Consider the following 6,733-nt stretch of genomic DNA (forward strand, 5'->3'; position numbering starts at 1 on the left):
AACATCGTCGTGCGCGCGCCATTTCCTTATTCGCATGAAGTGGCGACGGGGGGATGGAAGCGGTGCAACCAGAGCTACGGCGAATTCAGGGTGGCGTCGGTCGAGCAACTGTCCGACTTCCACGTCGCGGCAATCCTCGAAACTGCCAGCGAAAAAAAATTTCGTCTGTCATGCGAGGTCGAAGACAGCGAGCCGCATCGAATAACCGTGCTTACTCGCGACCGCATCCTCGATTTCGAGGTGGTATCGCGCGAGGCGACGATTGCCGACGCGGCCGTGCTTGCGGACATCGAGCGGCGATGCCCGATCGTGCTGGCCGACGGCGTCACGATGACGATCGAGCGTGGCGACGACTATTTTGCGTTCACGCGGCTGATGGATGATTTCCTGGTTGCGCTGGGTTTCGTCGACGGAAAACCTGCCGGCGTCAACGTGGCCGCGCTCCATACCGTGCGGGTCGGAGGGCGCGACTATCGTATCCACGCGTTCGCGCACCTGCGCATTCTTCCCGAGCATCAGAAGAAAGGCCTGTGGGGCGCGATAAACCGCATTTTCGACGAGAAGTACCCGGAAGGCTCGGCGGACGGAAGCACCGCGTATCCGTCGGTTGACAATGCCGCGATGTTGCGTGGCTTTGCCGGAGCGCCGCGATGGAGCATCCACCAGATTCGCGCGCAACTGCCATGCGCGTCGCTCGCGGGGCCGCAAATCGGACGGCCTGCAACGCCGCGCGATGCGTCGCGAATCGTCGAGATTCTCAACGCGACGCACGAACGCGACGAGATGTACCTGCCGTACACCGTGGAGTCGTTCAGTGCACGCGTCGAGCGTTCGCCGCGAGACTATTGCTGGGAGCGGGTGCGGATTACGGATCGCGCCGTGGTGGGAGTCTGGCCTGCGGGCGACAGGGTGCGGTTTATCATCGAGTCGAAGGGAAGCCGGGTCGAATCGCGGCGCGGGCTCGCGCTGGACTGGGGATTTTTGCCGGGTGCAGAGGACGAGTTCGAGGCACTTCTCCGCGCGCAATGCGGATGGCTCGCCGCTCGCGGTCTCGACCGACTGTCGGTCTTCACCTCGGAGGCATCCGCCGGATACCAGAGCGTGCGCGCGCTGGCGAGCGAGATCGAACGGTACGTGGTGATTTCATTCGGCATCCCGGAGCCGCCGGGCGCTGCCACTCGCGGCTTGTACGTGGATCCGATTTACTTTTAGGATCATGCAGTTCGCGCAGGAAAACTCCTCGAAGGAAAGGAGAGGCAGATGGAACTGGCACCCAAGCGGGCTGGATTCGCGCCCGAACGAATCAATCGGATAACGGCGCACCTCGACAAGAACTACATCGCGCCGGGCAAAATAGCCGGATGCCAGACGCTGGTGGCGAGGCATGGGCAAGTCGCCTACTTCAAATCGCAAGGCTTGATGGATCGCGAGCGCCGCAAGCCAGTGACCGACGATACGATCTTCCGGCTCTATTCGATGACCAAGCCGATAACCTCGGTGGCGTTGATGACGCTCTTCGAGCAGGGCCACTTCCAGCTCAACGATCCGGTGTCGCGTTTCATCCCCGCGTGGCGCGAGCACAAGGTGTGGGTGTCGGGCGAAGGCGCGACCATGGAGGCCGTGGCGCCGACTCGGCCGATGACGATGCGTCATGTGCTGAGCCATACTGGCGGTCTTACTTACGGCGCGACCAATCATCCGGTTGATCGCGTCTATCGCGAAGCAGGAGTGGGGCGCGGCGCGGGGGAGACACTTAGCGGGTTCGCGGAGAAACTCGCGAAGGTGCCGCTGCGCTATCAGCCCGGCGAGAGATGGATGTACTCGCTCTCGACCGACGTATGCGGCTACCTGGTCGAGGCGATTTCCGGAAAGCGCTTCGACCAATATCTGCAGGAGACGATTTTCGATCCGCTAGACATGAAGGACACGTCGTTCACAGTGCCGTCGCGCAGGGCTGATCGCTTCGCGGCTAACTATGAACGGCAGGCCGATAAGACTCTGAAGCTGATCGACGATCCGGAGCGGAGTAACTATCTGAAGCAGCCGACGTTCTTTTCCGGCGGCGGAGGGTTGACTGGCACCACCGCCGACTACTTTCGCTTCTGCGAAATGCTGCGGCGCGGAGGCGAGTTGGATGGCGTGCGCATCCTGGGTCCACGCACCATCGAGTTGATGCATCTTAACCACCTCGCAGGCGGCAAGGACCTCAGCGGGATGGCGATTGGCGCATTTTCGGAGACCGCCTATGAAGGTGTCGGATTCGGTCTCGGCTTCGCGATGACGCTGGGGCAGGTCGAAGCGGGCGCGCTAGGCGGCGGCGACTACTACTGGGGCGGCGCGGCCTCGACTATCTTCTGGCTGGACCCCAAGGAGGACATGGTAGTGATCTTCATGACACAACTAATGCCGTCGGCCACCTTCAATTTCCGCGGACAACTCAGGAACATCATCTATTCGGCCATCGTCGAGTGAGGAGTGTATCATGAAGGCTGCGGTCTATTATCAAAACGGCGGTCCGGAGGTTCTTAAGTACGAGGACGTTCCCGATCCTGAGTGCCATCCTAAAGGTGTGGTAATTCGCGTCGAGGCGGTAAGCATCGAGGGCGGCGATACGCTCAATCGTTGGCACGGCGCTCTGCTGAGCAAGCCGCATGTCGTTGGCTACCAGGCCGGCGGAGAGATCGTCCAGGTAGGTTCCGAGGTGACAGACCTGAAGGCAGGCCAGAAGGTCACCACGGTCTTCGGTGCCGGATCGCATGCAGCATTGCGCGCGGTGCCTGCTCGTAATGCGTGGCCGGTGCCCAAAGGATTCGACATCAAACTCGCCGCGGCCATCCCGGTGCCGTTCGGCACCGCGAACGATTGCCTGTTCGAATTCGGGCATCTGAAGCCGGGAGAGACAGTGCTGGTGCAGGCGGGAGCGAGCGGTGTAGGCGTGGCCGCGATTCAACTCGCGAAACGCGCAGGCGCGACAGTGCTGGCGACAGCGTCGACTAACGAGCGGCTGGAACGGCTTAAGCCGCTAGGTCTCGATCACGGCATCAACTATAAGACTGACGACGTCGTAAAGTCTGTGATGAAGATCACGCATAACAGGGGCGTCAATCTCGTGGTTGACCCTGTAGGTGGTGCGACTCTGCAAGGCAGTCTGCTGTCGCTCGCCTATCGGGGCCGGGTCTCGATGGTAGGCGCGGCAGGACGCGAAGCTATGACGATCGACGTCTCGTCACTGATGGCAGGCAACCGTTCTTTGACGGGAGTTTTCCTGGGCGCCGAGATAGGCACCGATCGCGCACACAACATGATCCAGCGCCTAATCGATGAGGCCGCTCGAGGCGAATTCAAGGTCGTGATCGATCGAACCTTTCCGCTATCGGAGGCTGGCGCCGCCCACGCTTACATCGAGAGCCGGCAGGCAGTCGGCAGGGTTCTTCTAATTCCTTAGGATAACACTCTTCGCGAATTCAGTTAGCGAAGGAATGCCGGCGGCAGCGAAAGCAAAACCTCGTATCGAAGCTACGACCACGGCACCGGTCAGTGGGTGGTCGAGGATTCCTGATTCGGCGAGGCTCAGGGCAGAAGCCAGCGGGCTGATGCTGCTAGGGCTTGCGCTGATCGTGAACGCAGTATTGCTGTGGCCGGAGATTCGCATCGAGCGGGTACCGGTCAACGACCTCAGCTTCCACATAGCGGCTTCGCAGCGATTGGCGGATAGTCTTATCTCTGGCGATTCGTTCCTCGACCCATGGGTGTCGCAATGGGCGTTGGGATATCCGCTGTGGCACTTCTATCAGCCGCTTCCGCACATGGTGGCGGGCCTGTGGCTGACAATTACTAAGCACTTCGCTTCGGCGCCGGCGTCGTTCGCGGTGCTCAACTACCTGTTGATGATAGCTCTCCCCGCATCCACCTATTTGGGTGCGCGCCTATTCGGGCTCGAGCCTATGGCCGCCGGATTCGCGTCAATCCTCATCATAAGTGTGAGCGAGGTGGGCGATCTCAGCCGCTATGGGCTATCATACGGTGCGTACGTTCGGCGGGGCTCCGGCCTGTATACGCAACTGATGTCCTACAACTTGCTGATGCCGGCGCTAGGACTCGCCAACTATTCTCTTATCACTGGCAAACGGCGAATCCTGGCGGCTTGTCTGGTCGCGGCCACCGCGCTCTCGCACGTCGTGTTCGGCTATGCAGCTATTGTCTCGGTGGCGATCATGGCCCTGGTCGGACCACGCGGCGAGCGCTCGAGGCGAGTTGTCCGCGCCGCATCGATCCTGATTCCCGTTACCATCATGCTCGCATGGTTCGTTGTTCCGATGCCGCTCGCCAGCGGGGAGGCGAACCGGTGCCGCTGGGATGACGTTTGGAAGTTCGATTCTTGGGGTGCGAAAAACATATTCGACACTCTGTTCTTCGGGCGTTTCTTCGACGGAGGACGCTGGCCGGTAATGACATTGGCGCTGGCGGTGTCGTCGATGCTCGCGCTGTATCGCTGGCAACGGCCAATGCCACGCCGCCTGTTGGTACTCACTGCGGTGTGGCTCGTGATTTTTTTCGGCCGCACGACCTGGGGATATTTCATGCTCGCATTGGGGCTGCCCGGGACATTTCACGTCAGCCGTTTCGAGTCGGTATTCGAACTGTATGCAGTGCTGTTGACGGCTTGGGCGCTCGCCAGAATAGTCGCGGCCGCCTGGCGAATCGGATTAGCGAGCAAGCTTGTAACCGTGAGCGCTCTGGGGGCCATGGCGATTCTGATCTTCGCCGAGCGCGTGAGCTACCTGCGGCAGAATGACCAATGGGGAGACGAAAGCCTCGCGGCGATTCAACGCGAAGGTGCCGATCTCAATGCCGCCCTTGCCGACCTCCGCACGATCTTGCGCGAGCGTCCAGGCCGGGTGTGGTCCGGTCCGACCGGAGCATGGGCCGCCAAATTTCAAATCGCAAAATCGCAGGCGTATTCGTTTCTGTCGCTGGCCGGGTTCGACGAGCTCAGCTTTCTTTATCACAGCTTGTCGTGGAGCGCGGACGTGACGGCTGAAATCAACGAGCGCGATCCTTACCAGGCCCAGTTGTTTGCGATGCGCGCGGCGCTGGCGCCCGTGACTCAGGCGATGCCCTCCTACTTCAAGCGTCGCGCAGTTCACGGCAACCTCGCTGTCTATGAGGTCTCCCCCGAAGTTTACTTCGGCCTGGTGGATATTGGCGCGCGCTACGAAGGGCCTCTCACAACCGTCCTCAACCGCGACTGGAGATGGATGCTGAACCCCGCGGTGCGGGCCGGCGCGGTGGTCGCGCTAGGTGGCGATTTCAAGGGAGCGCCCGAATGGAAGATGTATCAGGCGCTGCCTCCGCTCGATCCGCGGTTTTCGACTCAGCGCGGAGTAGTAATTTCTGAAAGCAAGCAGGGCGAGACTTATAGCGCGCGGCTGGCAATCCTACGCCCGTGTTATGCGTTGCTAAAGATCACTTACTTTCCAGGTCAGCAAGCCACCGTCGACGGAAAGCCGGCGCCGATATTTCGCGTGTATCCCAACTTCTGCGCGATTCCAGTCGGTCCGGGAGAACACATAATCGTACTGCGCTACCGCCCTGGACCTATCAAGCCAATATTGCTGGTGGTTGGATTCATCCTGGTGGGATTGATCGCTCAAGCGATGCGCCGGCCCGACTACGCCGCGATGGAACGCAGGATTGCGGCGCGGCTGGCGGAATTGACGACACCTTGGAATACTCCGCGGACTCGAACGGCGCTCGCGCTTGCGGTGCTGATCCTGCTTTTCACGCGCCCGCTGTTCCGCGGCAACCTGCTCGACGGTCATGACTCGCTTGAGTACCCACCGCGGCTGACTGAATTCGCCAGTATATTGAGCGACCATCAATTCCCGCCGGTATGGGCGCCGGATCTTGGCAAGTGGGCATGGGCAGCCGCTGTTCGAATTCGCACCGCCGCTGATCTACTCGGCGGCATTGCCGTTCTTCAAAGCCGGAATGTCACTGGCTAACTCGCTTCAATCCGGACTTGCGATTCTGTTCGCTTTCGGCGCGATAGCAGTCTTCCTGATCGGGCGAAAACTCTCGTTTTCTCGTGTCGCCTCAATCGGCGCCGCGGCTGCATGGCTGTTCGCTCCATATCAAGCTCTGGATATTTATGTGTGTGGGCGATTTGCCGAGTCGGCCGCGATTGCGGTGGTTCCCGTGGCGTTGCTCGGGTTGCTCACCGCAGTTCAGCGCCCGACCGCGATCAATGTGGCGCTCGGCGCGCTTGCAGTGGCGATGCTGCCGCTGGCGCACAATGCGATCGCGCTGCTGATGTTTCCCGCGTTCGCGGCGCTCGTCGCCGTTCGCTCCGCCGTCTCGGATCATCGGCTGAAAACCGCGGCGGCTGGCGCCTCCGTGCTTGTCGGCGGACTGGGACTCAGTGCTTTTTTCTGGCTTCCGGCGTTGCTTGAACGCGATTTCGTCAAAACCGAACTTCTGCGGATCGGTCTTCTCAATTGGACCAATTACATAATCTCGCCGTCTCAGTTGCTTTGGTCGCCATGGGGGTACGGCTACGCGATGCGCGGTCCTATGAACGGCATCTCGTACTCACTAGCAGGGTGTTGAGGAAAGGGTTTGATTACTCAAGTTTCATATCTCGTTAGGGACGCGGGACTGGGATTGCAGGTTCTACCCGCGACCTACTTCAGTCGCGGCACGGTGTGGAAGAGTGGTGTGGGCTGATGATTCA

Annotated in this window: 5 protein-coding genes; all 5 read left to right on the forward strand. The window is 60.5% G+C overall.

Going from position 1 to position 6,733, the window contains the following annotated elements:
* Window positions 1–1,212: hypothetical protein (locus tag VJX68_RS14030; RefSeq protein ID WP_324096331.1), on the forward strand; the 1,212-nt coding region annotated here is incomplete at its 5' end.
* A 48-nt stretch (window positions 1,213–1,260) separates the two neighbouring features.
* Entirely contained in the window at window positions 1,261–2,472 is a 1,212-nt protein-coding gene (locus VJX68_RS14035; protein ID WP_324096332.1) for a serine hydrolase domain-containing protein, read from the forward strand.
* A gap of 10 nt (window positions 2,473–2,482) precedes the next feature.
* Window positions 2,483–3,445 (forward strand): quinone oxidoreductase family protein, encoded by a 963-nt coding sequence (locus tag VJX68_RS14040; RefSeq protein ID WP_324096333.1) that lies wholly within the window; start codon window positions 2,483–2,485, stop codon window positions 3,443–3,445.
* Between the two features lie 148 nt (window positions 3,446–3,593).
* Window positions 3,594–6,005, forward strand: a complete 2,412-nt coding sequence (locus VJX68_RS14045) for a hypothetical protein (protein WP_324096334.1) — start codon at window positions 3,594–3,596, stop codon at window positions 6,003–6,005.
* Window positions 5,992–6,609: a 6-pyruvoyl-tetrahydropterin synthase-related protein gene (locus VJX68_RS14050; protein WP_324096335.1), complete on the forward strand. Its 618-nt coding sequence runs from the start codon at window positions 5,992–5,994 to the stop codon at window positions 6,607–6,609. The genes VJX68_RS14045 and VJX68_RS14050 overlap by 14 nt, the downstream gene beginning before the upstream one ends.
* Window positions 6,610–6,733: the final 124 nt, after the last annotated feature.

This window comes from Binatus sp. (SeqCode), from assembly GCF_035272065.1.
In the GTDB taxonomy this organism is placed as follows: domain Bacteria; phylum Desulfobacterota; class Binatia; order Binatales; family Binataceae; genus Binatus.

Excerpts from the sequence above, each read along its gene's own strand:
- VJX68_RS14035 (WP_324096332.1), top strand. The coding sequence starts at position 1,261 with ATGGAACTGGCACCCAAGCGGGCTGGATTCGCGCCCGAACGAATCAAT.
- VJX68_RS14040 (WP_324096333.1), top strand. The coding sequence starts at position 2,483 with ATGAAGGCTGCGGTCTATTATCAAAACGGCGGTCCGGAGGTTCTTAAG.
- VJX68_RS14045 (WP_324096334.1), top strand. The coding sequence starts at position 3,594 with ATGCTGCTAGGGCTTGCGCTGATCGTGAACGCAGTATTGCTGTGGCCG.
- VJX68_RS14050 (WP_324096335.1), top strand. The coding sequence starts at position 5,992 with ATGTCACTGGCTAACTCGCTTCAATCCGGACTTGCGATTCTGTTCGCT.